The 20,992-nt window shown below is 44.1% G+C and carries 19 protein-coding genes; all 19 read left to right on the top strand.

Translation table 11 applies throughout. The features are described 5' to 3' along the window. The first annotated feature begins 35 nt into the window (after positions 1-35). The 19 genes from LDN30_RS13260 (at position 36) to LDN30_RS13175 (ending at position 20,926) form a co-directional block, all read left to right on the top strand. Positions 36-287: an STAS-like domain-containing protein gene (locus LDN30_RS13260; protein ID WP_223929774.1), complete on the top strand. Its 252-nt coding sequence runs from the start codon at positions 36-38 to the stop codon at positions 285-287. Positions 288-463: 176 nt separating this feature from the next. Continuing rightward, on the top strand, positions 464-1,696 hold the full coding sequence (locus tag LDN30_RS13255) for a hypothetical protein (RefSeq protein ID WP_223929772.1): 1,233 nt from the start codon (positions 464-466) through the stop codon (positions 1,694-1,696). A gap of 200 nt (positions 1,697-1,896) precedes the next feature. After that, on the top strand, positions 1,897-2,862 hold the full coding sequence (locus LDN30_RS13250) for a glycosyltransferase (protein ID WP_223929770.1): 966 nt from the start codon (positions 1,897-1,899) through the stop codon (positions 2,860-2,862). 539 nt (positions 2,863-3,401) lie between these two features. Further along, positions 3,402-4,028: a type II toxin-antitoxin system toxin DNA ADP-ribosyl transferase DarT gene (gene darT, locus LDN30_RS13245; protein WP_223929769.1), complete on the top strand. Its 627-nt coding sequence runs from the start codon at positions 3,402-3,404 to the stop codon at positions 4,026-4,028. Positions 4,029-4,037: 9 nt separating this feature from the next. Continuing rightward, complete coding sequence (gene darG, locus LDN30_RS13240; RefSeq protein ID WP_223929768.1) at positions 4,038-5,102, top strand: type II toxin-antitoxin system antitoxin DNA ADP-ribosyl glycohydrolase DarG; 1,065 nt, start codon at positions 4,038-4,040, stop codon at positions 5,100-5,102. A 458-nt stretch (positions 5,103-5,560) separates the two neighbouring features. After that, complete coding sequence (locus LDN30_RS13235; RefSeq protein ID WP_223929767.1) at positions 5,561-6,568, top strand: acyltransferase family protein; 1,008 nt, start codon at positions 5,561-5,563, stop codon at positions 6,566-6,568. 32 nt (positions 6,569-6,600) lie between these two features. Next, complete coding sequence (locus LDN30_RS13230; protein WP_223929766.1) at positions 6,601-8,145, top strand: MATE family efflux transporter; 1,545 nt, start codon at positions 6,601-6,603, stop codon at positions 8,143-8,145. 40 nt (positions 8,146-8,185) lie between these two features. Continuing rightward, positions 8,186-9,100, top strand: coding sequence for a glycosyltransferase family 2 protein (locus LDN30_RS13225; protein WP_223929765.1), 915 nt, complete (start codon positions 8,186-8,188; stop codon positions 9,098-9,100). After that, positions 9,022-9,447, top strand: a complete 426-nt coding sequence (locus tag LDN30_RS16545) for an acyltransferase family protein (RefSeq protein WP_373316562.1) — start codon at positions 9,022-9,024, stop codon at positions 9,445-9,447. Before LDN30_RS13225 ends, LDN30_RS16545 begins: the two co-directional genes overlap by 79 nt. Further along, on the top strand, positions 9,428-10,105 hold the full coding sequence (locus tag LDN30_RS13220; RefSeq protein WP_223930312.1) for an acyltransferase family protein: 678 nt from the start codon (positions 9,428-9,430) through the stop codon (positions 10,103-10,105). Before LDN30_RS16545 ends, LDN30_RS13220 begins: the two co-directional genes overlap by 20 nt. A 3-nt stretch (positions 10,106-10,108) precedes the next feature. After that, complete coding sequence (locus tag LDN30_RS13215; protein WP_223929764.1) at positions 10,109-10,933, top strand: glycosyltransferase family 2 protein; 825 nt, start codon at positions 10,109-10,111, stop codon at positions 10,931-10,933. A 10-nt stretch (positions 10,934-10,943) separates the two neighbouring features. Further along, entirely contained in the window at positions 10,944-11,759 is an 816-nt protein-coding gene (locus tag LDN30_RS13210; RefSeq protein WP_223929763.1) for a glycosyltransferase family 2 protein, read from the top strand. 100 nt (positions 11,760-11,859) lie between these two features. Next, positions 11,860-12,417 carry an acyltransferase gene (locus tag LDN30_RS13205; RefSeq protein ID WP_223929762.1) on the top strand — a complete coding sequence of 186 codons (558 nt, stop codon included), beginning with the start codon at positions 11,860-11,862 and terminating at the stop codon, positions 12,415-12,417. Between the two features lie 35 nt (positions 12,418-12,452). Continuing rightward, the gene (locus tag LDN30_RS13200; RefSeq protein ID WP_223929761.1) at positions 12,453-13,607 is read left to right on the top strand and encodes a glycosyltransferase family 4 protein; all 1,155 of its coding nucleotides are present in this window, start codon (positions 12,453-12,455) and stop codon (positions 13,605-13,607) included. A gap of 1,648 nt (positions 13,608-15,255) precedes the next feature. Continuing rightward, the gene (locus LDN30_RS13195; RefSeq protein WP_223929759.1) at positions 15,256-15,636 is read left to right on the top strand and encodes a GxxExxY protein; all 381 of its coding nucleotides are present in this window, start codon (positions 15,256-15,258) and stop codon (positions 15,634-15,636) included. A 661-nt stretch (positions 15,637-16,297) separates the two neighbouring features. Then, the gene (locus LDN30_RS13190) at positions 16,298-17,611 is read left to right on the top strand and encodes a Fic family protein (RefSeq protein WP_438804765.1); all 1,314 of its coding nucleotides are present in this window, start codon (positions 16,298-16,300) and stop codon (positions 17,609-17,611) included. Between the two features lie 334 nt (positions 17,612-17,945). Next, positions 17,946-18,953, top strand: a complete 1,008-nt coding sequence (locus LDN30_RS13185; protein ID WP_223929756.1) for a glycosyltransferase family 2 protein — start codon at positions 17,946-17,948, stop codon at positions 18,951-18,953. A 6-nt stretch (positions 18,954-18,959) separates the two neighbouring features. Beyond that, positions 18,960-20,000, top strand: coding sequence for an O-fucosyltransferase family protein (locus tag LDN30_RS13180; RefSeq protein ID WP_223929754.1), 1,041 nt, complete (start codon positions 18,960-18,962; stop codon positions 19,998-20,000). Between the two features lie 8 nt (positions 20,001-20,008). After that, entirely contained in the window at positions 20,009-20,926 is a 918-nt protein-coding gene (locus LDN30_RS13175; protein WP_223929753.1) for a glycosyltransferase family 2 protein, read from the top strand. Positions 20,927-20,992 lie beyond the last annotated feature (66 nt).

Below are 20,992 nucleotides of genomic sequence, written 5' to 3'. Positions count from 1 at the left end.
AAAGATTTTTCGTTATAGATTAAAAGGTAATCAACATGAATATTATAAATTTAAAGAAATATGGTGTTGCTATAACACAAAAGGAAATAGCTCTTAAAATATATCATGCCATAAAAGCTATGAATCCGTCGAATAATGTAGTAGTTGTTGATATGATGGGAGTCATAGCCATGACAACCCAATGTGCAAATATCATATTTGGTACATTATATAGAGAGCTGGGTAGTGATACATACTTTCAAAATATAAAGATGAAAAATGCTACGAAAGCAATTAGCTTTGATTGATATGGGGTTAGATCACGCGAGGAAAATAGCAGGAACCATTGCGTGATATAAAATTCCACAAGAAGACTTTCGCGTCCTTTGAGATCGCGAATTTAGTCTTTCAATTAAATTAGTTAGGTAAGTTTTGGGCGTAATTGATATGCTGAAGATTTGCAGAACTCCATAGATTCAGATTAATGAAGACATACATTATTATATGTGCTTTTGCGGATAAGATTGCAGGAGGACCTATATACAATGCCAATAAGGTAAGGTATATGAAGGAGAAAGGCTGGAATGTGGTCGTTGTGAGGACTGATGTGGGAACAAGGGCTGCCATTCCAGGTCTGGAGGAGTATTTTAAGAACTTCTTACCTGAAGCTGGTTATATCCCTACAGAATTTACTAAGTGCCAAAGAGAGAAACTACTCAAAATCCTATTGAGTTATGTCCCTTGTAATGCAGGAGAGACTGTGATAGAGACGGGTAACGACTATACTGCTTACTGGGGTGAATTGTTGGCTGAGCGTATAGGCGCACGCCATATTGTCATCTTCCTGGATGAACAGAATCCTTTTGTAAATGCACGTACTATCAATTTCTTTAAGTTCAAATATGAGCGGCATGAGATGGCATGCATCTCAAAAGAGGTTATGCAAGCTTTGTTTAAGAAGGCTGGGATCAACTTATATCTTGAACAATGTTATGGGCTTCCGTGTAATTGTACAAACTCATTGGATGATTATGACAGTTCGATAACAGATAAGATACCAAGTGGCGACTATAACATAGGCTATGTTGGTCGCTTAGAGAAGCCTTTTCTCCCTGCTATCCTTGATGCGTTCGAGACTTTTATTCTTGAGAATGCTGATAAGACAATAGCTTTGACATTCTTTGGTGCTGCTTTTGACAAAGAGACAGAGAGACAGATTACCAAAAGATTTTGTGCATTTCCTAACGTGCGTCTTCTCATCACTGGATACATTTATCCACTTCCTGTGAAAGCTTTGCATAAAATTTCCCTTTTTGTTTCAGGTGCTGGTAGTGCCAATGTCGCTTGTAAGGCTGGGTGTTATAGCTTAAAGGTAAATGTACTTTCCTATCAACCTGATGGGATAATAACATCTACTACTCCCATTAGGACTGTCAAGAACCCGAAATGTAATAGCATCCTCGACTATATGAACTGGATTTTGAAAGATGGAAGAAATTTGCCACCTCGCCCGGAAGTCGACTATGAGCATGATTGGGAAAAGGTAGAACAGAATTTCGACTTACATTTGGAGTTTCTCTCAAAAGTTGCTCCTAAGTTAGAGTATTTTGACCTCAGAGACATCCGCTTGTCTTGGCAACAAAAAGTTAAACGACTTTTGAGAACTGTGCTTGGAATAAAGGGGTACAATTTTCTTCATAACCTTGCAAGGAGTTAATAGATTATTAAGGATCCTAGAATTTTTCCTTGCTGCCATACTAGCACAAGTAGAAAAGTATTCGTGCAAGAAATGTTTGCGGTGCATACGATGATACATAAAAAGGGATAAGGTTTTAACGTGCATTGTCAAGCATTGAACATACATTGGCTGCGCGGTACTAATAATTTTGTGATACAAATAAAATAAAAGAATTGCTGATGCAAAATATCCAGTTATCAATCATTGTTCCTGTATATAATGTAGAGCCTTTCCTGCGGAAGTGTGTTCATTCCCTCGAGCAGCAGGACCTGGCAGCTGAACACTACGAAGTGATTCTTGTCAATGATGGCTCCACCGATCACAGTGGAGAGATCTGTACGGAACTCGCCAAGCAGTATGAGAATATAAAGGTTATCGAGCAGGAGAACCAGGGGCTTAGCGCGGCTCGCAATACGGGTATGGATGCTGCACGTGGCAAATATATGATGTTTGTCGACTCTGACGATTACATTGAGACGAATGCCATCGGTCGGGTTTTGGAGGTCGCGGAGCGCAACCAGGCTGAACTATGTTTCTTTCTTGCGGAGGCGTTCAACGAACATGGTTCCTGGCCTACCGCCCGTCAGCCTTTTGCGTATGATCAGGTCTATACGGGAGAATATATCACGCTGCATGGGATGAAAGTCTCGTCGGTATGGATGAATATTTATCTTTCAGATTTCTTAAGGCGTATCGGACTTAAATTTCATAAAGGCCTCATCAATGAGGATATAGATTTTAATATGATGCTCTACCCCCTGGCTCATCGCATCCTGTTCACCGATATTTTAGTATATCATTATAACTGCTCATTCTCGTACCCATCACTGATGCGCAATAAGGATGTAGCAAAACATCGTCAGACCTTACTGAGCACGGTAGAGATTGTCAACGACATCTTTCGTTACTGTGAGACGGCACCCGTGAGCAAAGCCGTCAAGCGACTGTATCGCCGTCGCATGCGCTCGCTGCTCGTCTCATCGGTCCTTTCCGCCTACAGGGATCATCAGTATTACGACCGCGCCTTTCTGCATACGCTCCTTGACCGGGCACGCGGCTACCATCTCTATCCCATCTGGGGCCGCACGGAGTCGTGGAAGACTACCCTTCTCCTGCCGTTCATCAACCTCCTCCGCTTCCTCTGACGAACAGCTAAAGGGGATGATATAATTCTTTGCGACCTTTGCGGCTTGGCGAGAAAAGACTCCCGTAAGGAAATAATATCGCTCGCATGCTGTTTTTTCTCTCGCAAAGGCGCGGAGAACGCAAAGGCTGCGCAGGGTATACAGGTCTTTGCGACCTTGGCGGCTTGGCGAGAAAAGACTCCCGCAAGGAAATAATATCGCTCGCATGATTTTTTCTCTCGCAAAGGCGCAAAGAACGCCAAGGCTGCGCAGGGTATACAGGTCTTAGCGATCTTGGCGGCTTGGCGAGAGAAAATATCTCGCGAGGAACGAGGCTCTCGCATGCTGTTTATCCTCTCGCAAAGGCGCGGAGGACGCAAAGGCTGCGCAGGGTATACAGGTCTTTGCGACCTTGGCGGCTTGGCGAGAAAAAATATCTCGCGAGGAACGAGGCTCTCGCATGCTGTTTATCCTCTCGCAAAGGCGCGGAGAACACAAAGAAATGTACGACAAATCTTGTCGTATCCTAAATAATCATATATAAGACGGAGTATTATATCATGGAAAGGAATAAGATAAAATATGCATTTCGAATAATACATATTCATAATATCCCACATCTCTTGCAGTATGGGTTCGTCCATAGAAATTCTGAGCATGCAGATCCCAATTATGTGCCGATCGGTGACACAAGTGTCATTGCGTCCCGAGATGATAGAGTTATCTACAAGAATTATAAAATAGGCGATTGTATACCATTTTATTTCGGTCCTCGTTCTCCTATGTTATATGTGATTCAGCATGGCTATAATAATGTGGTAATGTATAAAGCAGAAGAAATTGTATATGTTGTCATTAGACTTGACGATATAGTTACACATAATATAAATTGTGTGTTTACCGATGGGCATGCTTTGGATTTGTTAACGACTACATATACGAGTGATAAGCTTTCAATGATAGATGACATTGTTAGTTACAAAGATGTCTATGCAACAAGTTGGGCAAATAATGAAGATGATAGAGATTTGAAACGACGCAAAGAAGCCGAGTTATTGCTTTTAGATGAGCTGCCACCACAATATATAAAAGGCTTCGTCGTTTATAATAAGGAAGCAAAACAGCAATTGTTGGATTATAAGATTGATGAGGCTAGGATCGCCATCCGCCAGTCTTACTATTTTTGAGGAACCAATATGATACACTATACGAAAGGAAATCTGTTGGATAGTTCAGCAGAAGCTCTTGTGAACACCGTTAATACGGTAGGAGTCATGGGCAAAGGAATCGCTTTACAGTTCAAGGAGCGCTTCCCTATGAACTATGCACGATATCATAAAGCATGTAAGGACGGAAAAGTTAGAATCGGTGAAATGTTTGTTACTACCGAACATAGTCTTATAGGCAATAAAATCATCATAAACTTTCCAACGAAAACCACGTGGCGCCGACCGTCAGAATATTCATATATACAGCAAGGATTGAGAAGTCTGCGCAGTACTATTCTTAATATGAATATCACGTCCATAGCTGTTCCTCCTTTGGGCTCCCATAATGGGGGGCTTGATTGGTTAAGGGTTCAGAAAATGATAGAGGATTCTTTGTCTGATCTCGATTGTAACATTTATATCTACCAGCCGTCTGATCACATTGTAGAACGGCTCAAGAGTGAACGAGTAAAGTTAACGCCAGCTCGAGCCATGACTTTGGATGTACTTGGCGATTTGGTTGCCTACGGGGAGTTTATTTCTGTTTTTGCGACTGAAAAGATTATCTATTTCCTACAGAAGTTCGGAGCAGAAGATGTTTTCAAAATTAAATACATACCATATTTTTATGGACCTTATTCCAAAGGAAAAGTAAGCCATCTGCTTTATGCACTCAATGGCAGCTATATAAAAGGTATGGGTGGAATGGAAGTCAAGCCCTTTGATCAACTATGGATCTTGCCTGATACCAAAGAGTCTGTCCATGCGTATCTTGACAATCCTGATAATGTAAGATATAAGGATATATCTAATGGAACGAAGAACTTTTTGCGAGGCTATTATTCCGCTTATTCGTTAGAGCTGCTTGCTTCCGTTGACTATCTCTTAAACTCCGACAAGCGATTATTTGGATGGAAAAACAGAGGAACCGGTGAAATTATAGATATAATCAACGATGATTTGCAGAAAGGGAGTGAAAGAAAGGATAAGCTATTCAATGGCAGCCCATTTATGCCCAAAATCATTGAGCACTTGAAGGAGTGTAATATATGATTGCAATAGAGTAACATAATGTAATGCACTCATTTTTCGCTCTGATTTGTTGCGCTGAGAACGCCAAGGGATGTACGATCCATGCATGGATATGTACGTTAAACAAACGAGTTGCATGATTTCCCGTGCAGCGTTTGTGCCAGTGCAGGGAAGGGCTTCATGCCCTTCCACAAAAAATTTTCGACCGATTTTCAAAGCAGTGGCGATGTTTCAATCGGTTTGGATGTTTTTCAGCGGTTGGGACATTTTTTGAGGGAGGGCATGAAGCCCTCCCCTGCACCGAGTACATTGTTCGCGAAGGCTGCGCAGGGTATACAGATCTTAGCGACCTTGGCGGCTTGGCGAGAGAAAACATCTCGCGAGGAAGGCTCTCGCAAAGGCGCAAAGGGCGCAAAGGAATGTGTACGATGAATGTATGAATATGTACGTTGAAATAATAAGGAGAGGATATACATGTTATGACAAAACAACAGACCAACATTATTAAAGGCGTTGCGATCCTGATGATGATCTTTTATCATCTCTTCAATCGGGTGGGAGCCGACTATCATGAGTTGTGCCAACCGTTGCTATATATTGGTGAGCGTCCATTGGTGAATATCATCGCCAATGCATGCCATCCGGTGGCGTTTTTCTTAATCCTTTCCGGTTATGGTTTGAGCTATGTGTGGGAGAACAAAGGTAACAATCTGAGGCAACAGGGACGACGAATCCTAAAGCTATATATATCCTATTGGATCGTTATGGCCATCTTTGTGGGTATGGGATGCTTTATTAATCCGGGACAATATCCTGGAGATTTCTGGTCAATCATAGGAAATGTCACAGCGGTAAAAACAACATGGAACTACGAGACCTGGTTTCTCTTTCCTTATGTTCTCTTGAGCATGACCTCAATGTGGTTGTTCCGCATGATGGATCGTCTCGGCAACAAAGTCTCTTTCATCGTAGCTTTCGTCCTCAGTTTTGGCAGTGCTTTCATCATCAGCCGTTGTTCGACAAAGGGAATTGACATTAATCCGGTCATCAATGTAGTTCTTGTTTATTGTGATCTATTATTAGATTTCATTCTTGGAGCATTACTCTACCGCTATGCCGCACGAAAGAAGATACAACGTTTGCGAGTATGGCAGGCATCGGCTTTGCTCGTAATCATCGTTGGTCTTGAGATGTTGTCGCCCACGCAGGCGGACGACTCTTTCTATGCATTCTTTGTAATATTGCTCATCTTGCAGTTCACATATCAGAACCGTCTGGGGGGGGCATTCCTTGCCAATCTCGGTCGTCACAGCATGCCGATGTGGATGTGCCACACATTTCTGAGTATTTATCTCTTTCCCAATTTCATCTATGGCTTCCGTTACCCCTTGCTCATCTTCCTGGTCTTGACGGCATTGTCATATGCGATATCCATTGTAGTGCTTAAATCATCAGCCGTTCTTGAGAACATTCTTAAGTTACACTGAAATCATAACCACATTATCAACATTTTATTTCTGTGACACACCAACAAGACGAAAGTCAGAACTACAAGCGTATAGCACGTAATACATTGATGCTGTATGCCCGGTTCGCTCTCACACTCTTTATCTCCCTGTTTACCTCCCGAGTTGTACTTCAAGCGCTTGGCTTTAACGACTTTGGATTATACAATGTCGTTGGAGGCTTTGTGTCTCTTCTCGCTTTCATGAATGGTTACATATCGGAAGGAACCTCACGATTTATTACCTTTGCTATCGGAGAGAGAAATGAAGAACATCTGAAGGACACCTTTTCGGGTGCATTGGCTCTTCATGTTATGCTGGCATGCGTGATTCTCATTGCTGCTGAGACTGTAGGTCTGTGGTATGTTGAAAACAAGCTCAATATTCAGGCTGGGCGTGAGGATGTGGCACTTTTTGTTTATCAATTATCCATCATAACTTGTGTTCTTGGCGTTATGCAGACACCTTTTAGTGCTTGCATCATGGCACACGAGGACATGGGGATATATGCTTACATCAGTATATTTGATACTGTAATGAAATTAGTGATTGTCTATCTGTTAATGGTAGTCGATACTGACAAACTGCGTTTGTACGCTGTATTTTATTTCTGTGTAAGTCTTTTGACATCAAGCTTCTATCTCTTATTCTGCAGGAGGAAATACAGTGAATGCCGTTTCCGATTAAGGATTGATGGAAAGCTATACAAGAAGATGTTTGAGTACATTGGCTGGAAAGCGATGGGTGCCATTGCTTTTACATTAAACGGTCAAGGCATCACGGTATTGCTGAATATGTTCTTTGGAACCGTAATCAATGCAGCCCGTGGTGTGGCAGGATCAGTAAGCAATATCGTCAGTCAGTTTGTCTTTAACTTCCAGACCGCCATGCAGCCACAGATTGTCAAGCATTATGCTGCAGGAGAATATGAGAAGATGAACAAGCTCATTTTCTATTGCGCTAAGTATTCATCCTATCTGTGTATGCTTTTTGGCATACCCATCTTTATTGAGGCTGACACTATTCTGAAGATATGGCTGGGCAATGTACCTCCCTTCGCCGCTACCTTTGTCAGACTCACCATTATTCAGATAATGGTACAGGCCATCGATTTCCCTGTGGGTTACGGCATCAATGCCGTAGGGAAGATGAAACTGCCCAACATTACTTCATCTCTTGTCTATCTGCTGATTCTGCCATTATCGTATTTAGCCATGAAGTTGGGCGCTAACCCGACCGTAGCATATCTGGTGTCAATCATCTGTTATCCGGGTGCCATGATTTGTGATGTATGGATATTGCATAAGTACACAAAATTTAATAGGATGTCCTATTACTGCGGTATCCTTCTCAAAACGTTATTCTTTGTTGTTATCGCCAGCATCCTACCAACGGTTGCACATTTTTATATGCCAACGAACTTTGTCCGGTTGTGTGCAGTGACAGCCTTAAGCCTTGCATGTTCCTGTCCACTTATTTATTATAAGGGTTTGGATGACAGGGCACGACAATTGGTGATGGAAAAGATTAAGGATAAGTTGCATATTCGTAGAAGTTAGTCTACTTATTAATAAAACGGCATATATCGCCACTTGGTCAATGAAGTTTTCGTTTATCCTCCCTGCCTGGAAAGGCAGATATCTGAGAGAAGCCATCCAAAGCATTCTCAACCAAAGTTATAGTAACTTTGAGCTGATTGTTGTTGACGATTGTTCTCCGGAAGCTCTTGAGAAGATTGTCGGGGCGTTCCACGATCCGAGAATCGAATATCATTGCAATGAGCACAATATAGGTGGTCGGGATCTGGTGGCGCAGTGGAACCACTGCTTGCAATATGCGCATGGCGATTATGTCATTCTTGCTACCGACGACGACCTGTATGAGCCTAAGTTCTTAGAAGAGATGTCGCAGCTGATTGATACCTATCCGGCAGTAGAGCTCCTCCGGGCAAGAATCCTTCAGGTGAATGCGGACACCCACATTATGGGGATAGACCGTTGCTATAAGGAGCATCTTACGAAAGATGAGTTTGTTTACCACATGCTTCATGGCATGAAAGGTGGCATCCCGCAGTATGTCTTCAAGCGGCAGGCACTTATAGATAAAGACGGCTTCGTCAACTTCCCTAAGGCATGGGCTTCCGATGACGCCACAGCTATCATGATGGCGGAGCATGGCGTGGCAACCACACAAGAGCACCTGGTGAGGTTCAGGTGGAGCGATATCAATATCTCGAGTGATAAAAGGAACATCTTAGAGAAGGTACATGCACGATTGATGTTTTATCATTGGTTGCGACAAACCCTCCATCCTATCAAGCCGGTGAATGAGGTAGCGGCCTTCCTGCATAATAACATCGATGATTTTTTGCCTATCTACAACAAAGTGACGCTTTTAGCGCATCTTGCGGGAGTGCCATTGCTGCAGAAACTTCAATGCCTAAGGATGATTGCCCAGTGCGACGATATGAGCAGCCGGGACCGGCTGTCGGTAATTGTAAGGAGCCTGTTATGAAGCGTTTAAGTTATATTGACAGGGTGAAGGGGCTCCTTGTTATAAGTGTTGTTCTTGGCCATGCGGCGTGGAGTATCGGGTTGATGGACTATAATTATCCATATGTGTGCTATCCTTTTAATACGACAACGTTTCTATATGTCGGCATCTTTATGCAGGCATTCTTTTTAGTTTCTGGATATGTCAGTAACTTCCACAAAGACTTTAAGACATTCATAGTCAGAAATATTCAAACTATCATTGTGCCACTATTCACCCTTGGATTCGTCAAACAAGTCTTTGAAGGTCTTTTGACTGCCGATTACAGTCTATTCTCTATGGGGGGGGGTGCGCACGTTTATCCTTAATGGTCCTTTATGGTTTTTGAATGCGCTCTTCCTTTCCCGACTTATTTATTGGATGTTTGTTCATGCTCTTCATAATCGATACATGAGAGGGGCGGTGATGATTGCTATAATGATTGGCAGCATCTTTATCAATCATCATCCCAATTCTTTCCCCTCCGATTATTTTTATTGGCAAGCCTCCTTAGGCCTTTGTGTCTTTCTTTGGATAGGAGATGAGATGAAACAGGTGCGTATTACAGATAAGCGTTTATTGGGGATGGGAATCTTCTATGTTTTCTTACTTGTCCTTTCGCGCTTTTTGCCTGTCCTTTCTCCTATCCCTTATGATGCAGCAAAATCAACGCTTACTTATTGGCAGATCCCCATTGATGTTTTCTATGTGCTTAGTGGAACAGCGTTGCTTGGCTGGATAAGTAGAAAGACAGGGCATAACAAGTTCTTGGAATATTATGGGAAAAACAGTCTTGTGGTTTACATCTTTAATGTCCCTGTATTATGCTTTTCAGCCTTCCTTACAACACTGATCATAAGTCCGGCAGGTAAAGTGAAGTCAATGCTCTATCTGTTAGTCTATATGGCGCTCACTTTTATCATTATGACGCTAGTAATTTTTTGCTGCACAAAGCGACCAATAAATATTCTTCTTGGAAAAAGATAAATTATGAAATTATCTATTATAACAATTAATTATAATAACTCTATAGGATTACGTAAGACAATAGAGAGTGTTGTATCGCAAACCGACGACGCTTTTGAGTACATTATTGTTGATGGTGGTTCATCCGATGGTTCAGTAGACATCATTAAGCAATATGCCGACAAGGTAAGTCAATGGGTAAGCGAACGCGATGGCGGAATATATAACGCAATGAACAAAGGCGTTAGGATGGCACACGGCGAATACATCATGTTTCTTAATTCAGGAGATATACTATATGACAATAACGTTATAGGGCATGTCCTGCCAAAGCTTAAAGCAGACATTTGCGTTGGCAATCTGGTAAGTGACAAAGGAGGGAGAATGACGCCACCGAACGAGAAGAATCTGACAATGTCATTTTTTATTCGTGGCTCACTTGCACACCCTTCTTCTTTCACCAGACGAAAACTTTTGGAAGTCCACCCTTTCCGTGAAGATACTAAGATAGTTGGCGACCATGAATTCTTCATGTACACCCTTATCCGGCTAAATGCGTCATATCAAACGCTTGAGGATATAATTAGTATTTTTAACACCGAAGGAATCAGCAGTACGCAACAGACGCCAGATATTGACAAAAAGATACTTTCAGAAACAATATCTGACATCATGCCGCCGAGAGTAAAAGAAGATTTTGACATTTTTATGGGGAAGAGAGACGACTACCACCGATTGTTTTATGAACTATCCTTTTCAAAATATAGAATGTGGATTTATAAGTTAGTTGTGATCGTACTTAAGATTATATGCCTCAATAGAGGATTTATCAAGAAATATAAGATATAAGATTTCCAAAATGATAATATCGGTAATTACCATAAATTACAATAATTCTACTGGTCTTAGAAAAACTATTCAAAGTGTTATAGCCCAGACATATAACAACATAGAATATATCGTCATCGATGGAGGCAGCACGGATGGTTCAAAAAGCATTATCGAAGAATACGAAAAGGATATTGACTTTTGGGTCAGCGAGCCGGATGGGGGTATATATCCAGCTATGAACAAAGGCACCTCCCACGCTCATGGAGATTATTGCATCTATATGAACTCTGGTGACACATTCTATTCAAAGGATGTACTGCAAAAGGTTGTAGACAGCAATCCCAAAGAAGACATCGTCTGTGGCGACTTATGCATCGGTGACAATATTATACCGAACCCAGATGAAGTAACAATGAAAGTGTTCTACAGAAGCACACTTTACCATCAAGCTACATTCATACGTACGTCACTGATAAAAGCCTATCCGTATGACGAATCCATGAGAAGTGCTGCTGACTGGAAATTCCTTATGCACTCATTAATTTTCCACGATGCATCATATCGGCATATCAGTATGCCAATAGCAATCTTTGAGACTGGCGGGTTGTCGGACAGCAATTCGTCAATTGGACGTAAAGAGGTAGAAGAAGAACTTCAACGATGCCTGCCAAAAAGAATATTAGAAGACTATAGAGATTATTGTTATGGTGTTACTCCCTTCCGCCAAATGATGAATAAGGTTGAGGTAATACCTCCTGTGCGTAAAATAATATATAACACGAACCGCATAGTGTTGAAAGTCTTGAACATGTGGTTGCATACCAAATGGATAAAGGATTTGTAATATGCCACTTCTGACTTATCTATTAAAGACCTATCCACGATCGTTATGGTTCTGCCTCCGCTATCTTCCTTTCCGCCAGGCATTGCGGGTTCCGATCCTTGTGAGCAAACTGAAGGTTGGGACGTTGCGTCGTGGTGACATCGTCTTTACCACGGAACCACGACGGGCACGGGTCGTCTTGGGCTTCACAGGTACAGAACGGAGGGACAGTAGGGCGGCTTATCTCTCTGTTCATGAGGGCGGGAAGTTCGTGTTGGGGGAGCACGTGACGATAGCGCGGGGTACGGCTATCGTTATCAACGGAGCACGGCTGTCAATAGGCAACAACTTCTTCTGTAATGATGACTGCTTCTTCACCTGCGACCGCGACATCACTATCGGTAACGACAATCTTTATGGCTGGCGGGTGGAGATGAATACCACTGACGGGCACGACATCTTAGAGAATGGCCAGCTAAAGGAGCGGAGCAAGCCGATCACCATTGGCAACCATGTGTGGATATGTGCTGACAGTCATATCGGTAAAGGGGTGGTGATAGCCGACGACTGTGTCGTGGCGCAACGGTCACTGGTCATCAAAAAGCACCTCATGCCTCACACGCTCATCGGTGGCATGCCGGCAAAGGATATTAAGAATGGGATGGCATGGAAGGGTTAGACAGCTGCGGTTCTGCCGAAGAATCTAAATGCACAATGAATGTACGAATGATGCACATTGCTTTTATCATAGAGTCGGACTATAACTCCGGTGGGATGGAGCGTATGCTCAGCACCATGGCCAACAGGCTCGCGGCGTGGTTCGACATCACCATCCTCACGGCGTTCAACGAGGGCAGGGCTCCGTTCTTCACCATCGCGGAGACGGTCAGACAGGTTGACTTAGGGCTTGCGCAGGGCGATTACCCGTCGGGCAGGTTGCGGAAGAAGGCTTATCGCGAGCGGTTGGAGACGTACCTCGTTGCGCACCGACATGATGTATGCATCTCTCTCGGCAGTCTTGAGTATGGGTTCCTGCCCCACATCAAGGACGGCTCGAAGAAGGTACTGTGGTTCCACTTCGCGCTCAACTATGACCTGCTGACAACGCATCTCTCTTCTATAGGACTGGTCAATCGTTGCATAGGTCGTCTGCGGCAGGCCAAGCGGCTGCTCTGTGCCCGTGGCTATGATCGTGTCGTGGTACTGTCGGAGGCGGATGCCCGACAGTGGCGGCGGTTCGTGAGCCGTGTGTCTGTTATCTATAACCCTGTGACGATCAAGCCGCAGCGGGTCGCTGACTATTCGGTGAGACGCGCCATGGCTGTGGGACGATTGGACCGGCAGAAAGGCTTCGACACGCTGATAGTGGCCTGGAAGAGGGTCGTGACGCGTTATCCCGACTGGCAGTTGGATATCTATGGTGACGGACCACAGAAGGAAACTCTGCAGCGGTTGATAGTGGCTGAAGGCTTGCAGCAATCGGTGTTCTTGCGCGGCAGGGCGGATGATGTGGCATCGGAGTATGCGCGTCACTCGCTGTTCGTCCTGAGCTCTCGCTTTGAGGGCTTCGGTCTGGTGCTGGTCGAGGCAGGGATCTGCGGTCTGCCTCTTGTGTCGTTCGACTGTCAGCAAGGCCCGGCGGAGATCATCACGCCGGAGAACGGGATCCTCGTGCGGCCTGTGGGCGACGTCGCGGCGCTTGCCACGGCCATCAGTAAGTTAGCGGGGGATGCGGCGATGAGGCGAGCTATGGGCCAGCAGGCATTGGGGCTCGCGGCGCGGTTCAATCTGGATGATATCGCCGGACAATGGAAAGAAATGCTTTGCGCCCTTGGCGGCTTGGCGAGAAAGATTCCCGCAAGGAAATAATATCGCTCGCATGATGTCTTTTCCTCTCGCAAAGGCGCAAAGAACGCAAAGATTCCTTTGGAATGATCCTCTTAGCGATCTTGGAGGCTGGGCGAGAAAGATTCCCGCAAGTAGTTATTATTCTCTCGCAAAGGCGCGAAGAACGCTAAGATTCCTTCGGAATGATCCTCTTAGCGATCTTGGCGGCTTGGCGAGAAAATTATATCGCGAGAAAAAGGATTCTCGCATGCTGTTTATTCTCTCGCAAAGGCGCAAAGAACGCTAAGATTCCTTCGGAATGATCCTCTTAGCGATCTTGGAGGCTGGGCGAGAAAGATTCCCGCAAGTAGTTATTATTCTCTCGCAAAGGCGCGAAGAACGCTAAGATTCCTTTGGAATAATTCCTTTGCGCCCTTTGCGGCTTGGCGAGAAAATTAATACCGCGAGAAAAAGGATTCTCGCATGCTGTTTATTCTCTCGCAAAGGCGCAGAGAACGCTAAGATTCCTTCGGAATAATTCTCTTTGCGACCTTTGCGGCTTGGCGAGAAAATTATATCGCGAGAAAAAGGATTCTCGCATGCTGTTTATTCTCTCGCAAAGGCGCGAAGAACGCTAAGATTCCTTTGGAATAATTCCTTTGCGCCCTTTGCGGCTTGGCGAGAAAATTAATACCGCGAGAAAAAGGATTCTCGCATGCTGTTTATTCTCTCGCAAAGGCGCAAAGAACGCAAAGATTCCTTTGGAATGATCCTCTTAGCGATCTTGGCGGCTTGGCGAGAAAGATTCCCGCAAGTAGTTATTATTCTCTCGCAAAGGCGCGAAGAACGCTAAGATTCCTTTGGAATAATTCTCTTTGCGACCTTTGCGGCTTGGCGAGAAAATTAATACCGCGAGAAAAAGGATTCTCGCATGCTGTTTATTCTCTCGCAAAGGCGCAGAGAACGCTAAGATTCCTTCGGAATAATTCTCTTTGCGACCTTTGCGGCTTGGCGAGAAAGATTCCCGCAAGTAGTTATTATTCTCTCGCAAAGGCGCGAAGAACGCTAAGATTCCTTTGGAATAATTCCTTTGCGACCTTTGCGGCTTGGCGAGAAAATTAATACCGCGAGAAAAAGGATTCTCGCATGCTGTTTATTCTCTCGCAAAGGCGCAGAGAACGCTAAGATTCCTTCGGAATGATCTTCTTAGCGATCTTGGCGGCTTGGCGAGAAAGATTCCCGCAAGTAGTTATTATTCTCTCGCAAAGGCGCGAAGAACGCTAAGATTCCTTTGGAATAATTCTCTTTGCGACCTTTGCGGCTTGGCGAGAAAATTAATACCGCGAGAAAAAGGATTCTCGCATGCTGTTTATTCTCTCGCAAAGGCGCAGAGAACGCTAAGATTCCTTCGGAATGATCCTCTTAGCGATCTTGGCGGCTTGGCGAGAAAGATTCCCGCAAGAAGATAATATCGCTCGCATGATGTTTCTTCCTCTCGCAAAGGCGCAAAGGGCGCCAAGGCTGCGCAGGGGGATATAGGGCCTTAGCGGCTTGGCGAGAAAAAATATGCGAGAAATAAATATAATGCGAGAAGGGGCTCCTGCGATAAAAATGAAACATGCGAGAGATTTAGCATCGTAGGGTGGAGTTATATAGATAGTATAAACGCTTGGTAAAACGGATTTTAGCTATGACAGAGAATGAAATTGCGAGTATATGTGTGGATGCAATATATGCGGTATATAAAGGACTTGGTCCAGGCCTGCTTGAGAGTATCTATCAGAAAGTATTGCTCTATGAGTTAAAGAAGAGAGGTCTTGAGGCTGTCTCAGAATTAAAGATACCAATACATTATGACGGACTTGTTTTCGGTACGGAATTACGTGCGGATATCGTTGTCGGCAATAAAGTCATACTGGAATTAAAGTCGGTTCAAGAGTTGAAGGATCTTCATTTTAAGCAAACCCTCACATATCTACGCTTGACAGGTATGAAGCTTGGTTTACTCGTAAATTTTAACTGTACTCGGCTGAAGGATGGTAACATACGTAGGATCGTTAATAATTTGTAGTTTATCCTCTCGCAAAGGCGCGGAGGTCGCAAATGCCCGCAGGGGTATACAAGTCTTTGCGACCTTTGCGGCTTAGCGAGAAAAAGGTCTCTCGCAAAGGCACAGAGAACGCAAAGGCTCCGCGGGGGGATGCAGGTCTTTGCGCCCTTAGCGGCTTGGCGAGAAAAAATATCCCGCGAGTAATGAGGCTCTCGCAAAGGTGCAGAGGACGCAAAGGTATGTACGATCCATGTATGAATATGTACGCTAAACAAACGAGTTGCATGGTTTCACCGAGCAGCGTTGGTGCCAGTGCAGGGAAGGGCTTCATGCCCTTCCACAAATAATGTTCGACCGATTTATCAAAGCGGCGGTGACATTTTCAAATCGGCGGTGGTGGTTTTCAGCGGTTGGGACATTTTTCGAGGGAGGGCATGAAGCCCTCCCCTGCACAGGTTACATTGCTCGCGGAGGTATGCAGATCTTTGCGGTTTGGCGAGGAAAGACTCCCACGAGAAGAGAAGAAGAAATTGAGACGCAATATAGGATACCCGAAAGGAATAGAGTCAGGATATAAGTTCTTTGAAATTCTTCAAAGTATTTGGCCTGGAATCTCGAAATTCTTCAAAGTTTTCTTGATTCTTTGAAGAATTGGTGGTATTTTTGCAGGAAAATTTGAAGGATTATGGAACCGACACCTAAGATTAGCCCATCATTAGCAGAGAAGGTCATACGCCTGTATGCACGTCCTGATGTTCGTGCCGCTGTGGAAAAGATCAATGACGACTATCTCTATTGGTCGGACGTTAAATATCGTCCTTTGCCCGATGGTATGTCGGCAGAAGACCTGTGGGCGGTGGTAAAGTTTTCCAGACGTGTCAATCAAGTTTTCGAATGGCCGAAATATCATATTACTGTATCAGTGACCAATTTTATGCAGCGTGTGTGCCATGATTTGGATATGAACTTTGGTGGCAGTTGGGGCAATGGAAATCTGCTGCCAGAAGAGGGCAGGGAACGATATCTCATATCCTCACTAATGGAAGAAGCTATCTCTTCAAGCCAGATGGAAGGGGCTGTTACTACAAGGCGTGTGGCTAAAGAGATGCTCCGTAAAAACCAGTCACCCAAAGACCGTTCACAGCAAATGATTTTGAATAACTATAGAGCTATTCAATATCTTGTAGAGCACAAGGAAAATACGCTCAGCGAAGCGTTTATCCTTGATGTTCATCGGCTGATGACATTTAAGACGATGAAGAATACTATGGATGCGGGACGGTTCCGTTCGGCAAACGATGATATCAGAGTTGTTAATGAGATTACAGGAGAGGTTGTACATACTCCACCTGCTGCTAGCGAGATACCGGTATTTATCGAAGCGTTGTGTGAATTCGTCAATCATGAACAGGACTCTGTTTTTATTCATCCTATCATCAAGGCAATTATTCTTCATTTCATGATTGCTTACGTACACCCGTTCGTTGACGGTAACGGCCGGACAGCGAGGGCACTGTTCTACTGGTACATGCTCAAACAGGGCTATTGGCTGATGGAATATCTCTCTATCTCACGTATTATCTATAGAAGTAAAACAAGTTATGAGAAAGCTTTTCTTTGTACCGAAAATGACGGCATGGATATGGGCTATTTTATCAATTACCATCTGAAGGTGATGTCGCAATCGTTCAAAGAACTGCGTGAATATATTCAAAGGAAGAAACGATCCATCAGCGAAACGGCTCTATTGCCAAAAATGCATGGACTCAATCGTCGGCAGATAGAAATCTTGACGGTGTTCAATGTAACGCCTAATAAGATAATGACTGTAAAAGAAGTGCAGAACCGCTTTGGCGTCAGTGATCCGACAGCGAGGCAAGATCTTGTCTCCCTTGTCGAGAAAGGTTTTCTCACAGAGATTGAAATCAATAAAGTGAAGAAGGGATTTGTAAAAGTGAATTCAGTACAGAGGGAGGAAAGAAAAATTAAGAATTAATGGGCTCTCGCAAAGGCGCAGAGGACGCAAAGGTATGTATGATCCATGTATGAATATGTACGCTAAACAAACGAGTCGCGTGATTCCCCGAGCAGCGTTGGTGCCAGTGCAGGGAAGGGCTTCATGCCCTTCCACAAATAATGTTCGACAGATTTATCAAAGCGGCGGTGACGTTTTCAAATCGGCGGTGGTATCCAAAGCGGTTGGGACATTTTTCGAGGGAGGGCATGAAGCCCTCCCCCTGCACGGGGTAAATGCGATCCATGTTTGGATATGTACGCTGAAGAGAGTTTTGTAAATACAATTTCTATTGATTATAAATAAAAAGTTGACTATGAAAACAGACAAGGACCCATTAATATCAGTGATCATCCCTGTTTATAACGCTTCCAAGTACCTTGAAGAAGCATTGGACTCTGTAGCGCAACAGACTTATCAAAGCTATGAGGTCTTGTTGATCGATGATGGTAGCACGGATGATTCCCGTGCTATCTGTGAGCAGTTCGCCAATCGGGATGATCGATTCAAGGTTTTTCAAAAGCCCAATGGCGGAGTGAGTTCTGCCAGAAACTATGGCCTTGACCATGCGAACGGGCAATATGTCACCTTCATGGATAATGATGACTATGTTTATCCTGATTGGTTAGCGTATATGGCACGGGAGATACAAGGTTGCGACGTGTTGATCTGTAACTTTACCCAATGCTTTAGGGGGGGGCAAAAGCTAAGGAACACAAGTTTAAGAGAAAGCATTGTATGTGAATCGAAGGAAGATTTCCGTAAGCATTTAGGGGAGATTGATTATTATTGTTATGGGGCGGTCTGGCGGCAGATGTTCTTGAAGTCAGTCATAGACACTTATCACCTCCGATTCGAAGATATTCAATATGAAGATATTCTGTTCTCCTATACATTTCTTTCTTATGCCAAAAGCATAAAGAAATCTGATTTTGAAGGCTATTGTTTTATTCACAATGAGGGTTCCTTGGGTCACCATCATTCTTATATAGCAGAATACAATTGGATTAAACGGATGGAAGACATTCATTTATCATTGATTAGAAAATACGGGGTGCATGACGAGGCATATTTAAGAAGACTGAATAATCGTTTTGCTATTCACGCCGCATCCTATATGTGTAAAGGCTATTACTGGGACACGAAGCTGCCGTTTCGTGCCAGGCAGCAACGCTGGTCTACAATCGCCCATGATCCTTGGTTCCGCAATATGAAGTTGTCTGATGTTAAAAGCAATGGCAGAAAGATGATTATGTTTGTATGCCGATGGCACCTTCATTGGTTGGTGGATCCTTTGCTTTGCATTCTTTTGAAGAACCACTGAAAACAGATGAAAATATTTCGACAATTAGCAGATTTTCTTTATAGACTCTTCAACAGCCTATTCTATTTTACGCCTATATTGCTTGCCAATTATCGTTGGCGGCATAAGTTTCTGATACCGTTTTATAAGGGCAAGGGAGGTGGCGGTCGCTCTGACAAGCATGAGCGTGCCGTCGTCTTTATGGCGTTGAACGAGACAACGTTCTCCGGCGGTCTCAGCGACCGTCTGCGGGGTATCGTGTCTGTCTATGCGGAATGCAAACGGCAGGGGAGACCATTCAGAATCGTCTTTGAGCCTTTACACTTGGAGGATTATCTGGCCCCGAACGAATACGACTGGCGGATCTGGGAGGATGAGATTGACTGGGATCTGGCTAAGAGTTATCCCTGTGTTCTTCTTACCTATCATAACGACCCGCACAACAGTTGGCAGCACTTCGTACAGTCGTCGGTGCTGCGGTCATACTTCCGCAAACATTGTCATCAGCTTCATGTCTTTACGAATATGATACCGAGCGATGAGGAATATCAGACGTTGTTTCACGAGCTCTTCAGGCCTACTGACGACTTGCAACAACTTATCGGTTATCACCTGGAGAAGTTAGGAGGAAAAGGAAATTATATCTCCTGCACGTTCCGTTTTCGGCAGTTGCTTGGCGACTTCAAGGAAGGCGGTGACACGTTGCCGGTAGAACAGCGAGAGGCTTACATAGAGAGATGCATCGAGACAGTTAAGAAACTTCACAAACAATATGGGGACAAGAATATTCTTGTAACCGCAGACAGTTCGACATTCCTTTCAGAATTGAAAGAAAAATCCCTTCCCTACGTATATGTCATGCCTGGCAAGGTCGTACATCTTGGTTTTACAGCCGATGCGTCAAAGGCTGTCTACATGAAGTCGTTCCTTGATATGTATATGCTTTCTTTCTCGGGCACTGTTTATCAAGCCACTGACAAGTTGTTGATGCGTAGCACATTTCCACAGAGATCAGCTCTGTTAGGTGGCGCGCCTTATAGAGAAATAAAGGTTTCTACATTATCATAATAAGTACAATGAGAAAGATGCTGCTTTCCTTTATTATTCCCTCCTATCACTGTGAGGCCTACATCGGCCGTTGCTTGAGAAGCATAAGGATACTGATGTCGCAATGGGGAGTTCCTGGGAGTGAATATGAGATCATCAAGTTGGATGATCTTCACCACGAGGGACCGGCAACCATCCGCAACCGTGGCTTAGCGCAAGCAAGTGGAGAATGGATATGGTTTGTAGACGGAGACGACGAGGTAAAGAATCTGTCAGCTGCCGATGCGAGCCTGATGGTTGATGCACTCAGAACCAAGGATGTTGAACTGATCGCTTTCAACTATGACGAATGTTTTCCTGACCGGACCGTGACTGTCAGCAAATATCAGAAAAAGGTTGTCGTTGATGGGGTGATGTTCATCAAGCACGCTTCCGGCGGCTCCTATCTATGGAATAAAATCTTTCGCCGGTCAGCCATCGGCGGCAATCGGTTTATCGATGGTATCTTCCATATAGAGGATATGTGCTTTAACCTTCATGTCATCATCCAGCTGTCGAAGATCGTGTGCCTTCCCGTGATCGGTTATGTCTATCATCGTGACAATAACAATTCTATTTCCCATACCAATAACCCGCAGACCCGTATCATTGCCAACGAGGATTCTCTGAAGGTCTATCAGTCGCTTCAGACCCTCGCCGGGCATCTTTCCGGAGAGCAGCGCGCGATCATTGAGGCTCGTCTCAATTTCGATATCATTGCTCATCTCTACACCATTTTCCGGTTCGACGACCGACGAACGTTAAGGTATTATGCAGCGGTCTATCGCAAGATGGGGCTGATTCCTGTCAGACGGTCACATAACCTGAAGGCCGATCTGTTCGGGTTCTTCATTAATATCTTTTCTCTTTTTGATTCATGTTTTCACCCCATCCGCCATCATTCTTGATGTTTTAATTCATAATAAAAAGGAAGTTAATATATAATTCTCTTTTATTGTTGTTCTTTTAAATAA

Origin of the sequence: Prevotella lacticifex, from assembly GCF_019973375.1 — a bacterium.
Lineage (GTDB): Bacteria > Bacteroidota > Bacteroidia > Bacteroidales > Bacteroidaceae > Prevotella > Prevotella lacticifex.
Note: the sequence above shows the minus strand (reverse complement) of the source record. Positions and strands in the feature narration are given on the sequence as shown.

What these genes read in the sequence shown, in the direction of transcription:
- LDN30_RS13260 (WP_223929774.1), top strand. Translation starts at nt 36, where the DNA reads ATGAATATTATAAATTTAAAGAAATATGGTGTTGCTATAACACAAAAG.
- LDN30_RS13255 (WP_223929772.1), top strand. Translation starts at nt 464, where the DNA reads ATGAAGACATACATTATTATATGTGCTTTTGCGGATAAGATTGCAGGA.
- LDN30_RS13250 (WP_223929770.1), top strand. Translation starts at nt 1,897, where the DNA reads ATGCAAAATATCCAGTTATCAATCATTGTTCCTGTATATAATGTAGAG.
- darT (WP_223929769.1), top strand. Translation starts at nt 3,402, where the DNA reads ATGGAAAGGAATAAGATAAAATATGCATTTCGAATAATACATATTCAT.
- darG (WP_223929768.1), top strand. Translation starts at nt 4,038, where the DNA reads ATGATACACTATACGAAAGGAAATCTGTTGGATAGTTCAGCAGAAGCT.
- LDN30_RS13235 (WP_223929767.1), top strand. Translation starts at nt 5,561, where the DNA reads ATGACAAAACAACAGACCAACATTATTAAAGGCGTTGCGATCCTGATG.
- LDN30_RS13225 (WP_223929765.1), top strand. Translation starts at nt 8,186, where the DNA reads ATGAAGTTTTCGTTTATCCTCCCTGCCTGGAAAGGCAGATATCTGAGA.
- LDN30_RS16545 (WP_373316562.1), top strand. Translation starts at nt 9,022, where the DNA reads ATGCCTAAGGATGATTGCCCAGTGCGACGATATGAGCAGCCGGGACCG.
- LDN30_RS13215 (WP_223929764.1), top strand. Translation starts at nt 10,109, where the DNA reads ATGAAATTATCTATTATAACAATTAATTATAATAACTCTATAGGATTA.
- LDN30_RS13210 (WP_223929763.1), top strand. Translation starts at nt 10,944, where the DNA reads ATGATAATATCGGTAATTACCATAAATTACAATAATTCTACTGGTCTT.
- LDN30_RS13200 (WP_223929761.1), top strand. Translation starts at nt 12,453, where the DNA reads ATGAATGTACGAATGATGCACATTGCTTTTATCATAGAGTCGGACTAT.
- LDN30_RS13195 (WP_223929759.1), top strand. Translation starts at nt 15,256, where the DNA reads ATGACAGAGAATGAAATTGCGAGTATATGTGTGGATGCAATATATGCG.
- LDN30_RS13185 (WP_223929756.1), top strand. Translation starts at nt 17,946, where the DNA reads ATGAAAACAGACAAGGACCCATTAATATCAGTGATCATCCCTGTTTAT.
- LDN30_RS13180 (WP_223929754.1), top strand. Translation starts at nt 18,960, where the DNA reads ATGAAAATATTTCGACAATTAGCAGATTTTCTTTATAGACTCTTCAAC.
- LDN30_RS13175 (WP_223929753.1), top strand. Translation starts at nt 20,009, where the DNA reads ATGAGAAAGATGCTGCTTTCCTTTATTATTCCCTCCTATCACTGTGAG.